This is a genomic window from Clostridium algoriphilum, assembly GCF_020443705.1.
Lineage (GTDB): Bacteria > Bacillota > Clostridia > Clostridiales > Clostridiaceae > Clostridium_AD > Clostridium_AD algoriphilum.
Genome location: NZ_JAIZZK010000125.1, coordinates 1 through 633 on the forward strand (window position 1 = coordinate 1; position 633 = coordinate 633).

A 633-nucleotide genomic window follows, 5' to 3' on the forward strand; every position below is an offset into this window, starting at 1 on the left:
TTTTAGTCTTACGACTAAAATATTACTTTTACTAAAGTAATTAACTGGTTAAAACAAAATATTATTTCGTCTCTTTACCTATTTCTCTGTTTAATTTTCAAAGACCAATTTGCTTTGTCATCAACTGACGACTTCTACTATATTACTAGATCTTTCTTGTTTTGTCAACTAATTTTTCTTATTTGTTTTGATTAAAAACTTATAAAAACATAATTAACATTTTACTTAATTCATCGTACTTATGTGACGACAAGGAGTATTCTATCACATTAATAATAGCATGATTTCACCACATATATGTTCTAACTAGATTACCTTCATATTTCTACATATATGTCTAATTAATTTAATATTTTGCATTGTGACACACAAGGATAGATATCATCAATTATATTTCATTAAGATACTTAACTGTCTTTTGATTGTAATACCATACATCTATTTAGGAAAGGTATATGGAATAAGATTAAATAATGTTCCCTGTCTATAATGAGATGTTCATAAAAAAAAACCACTAGCAACTTATAAAATGGATCCTATGTCAAGGATATTAAAAAAAGACTATGCAACTAAAAGTTGATTCCTGTATTGTACAGGAGTCAATTTTTTTAATCCCCATTGATATCTATAGTT

At 25.8% G+C, this 633-nt stretch carries 1 protein-coding gene; it reads right to left on the reverse strand.

What is annotated here, in order from left to right:
- Nucleotides 1-561: 561 nt before the first annotated feature.
- On the reverse strand, nt 562-633 hold a 72-nt coding region (locus tag LGK95_RS22965), incomplete at its 5' end, for an IS3 family transposase (protein WP_404814486.1).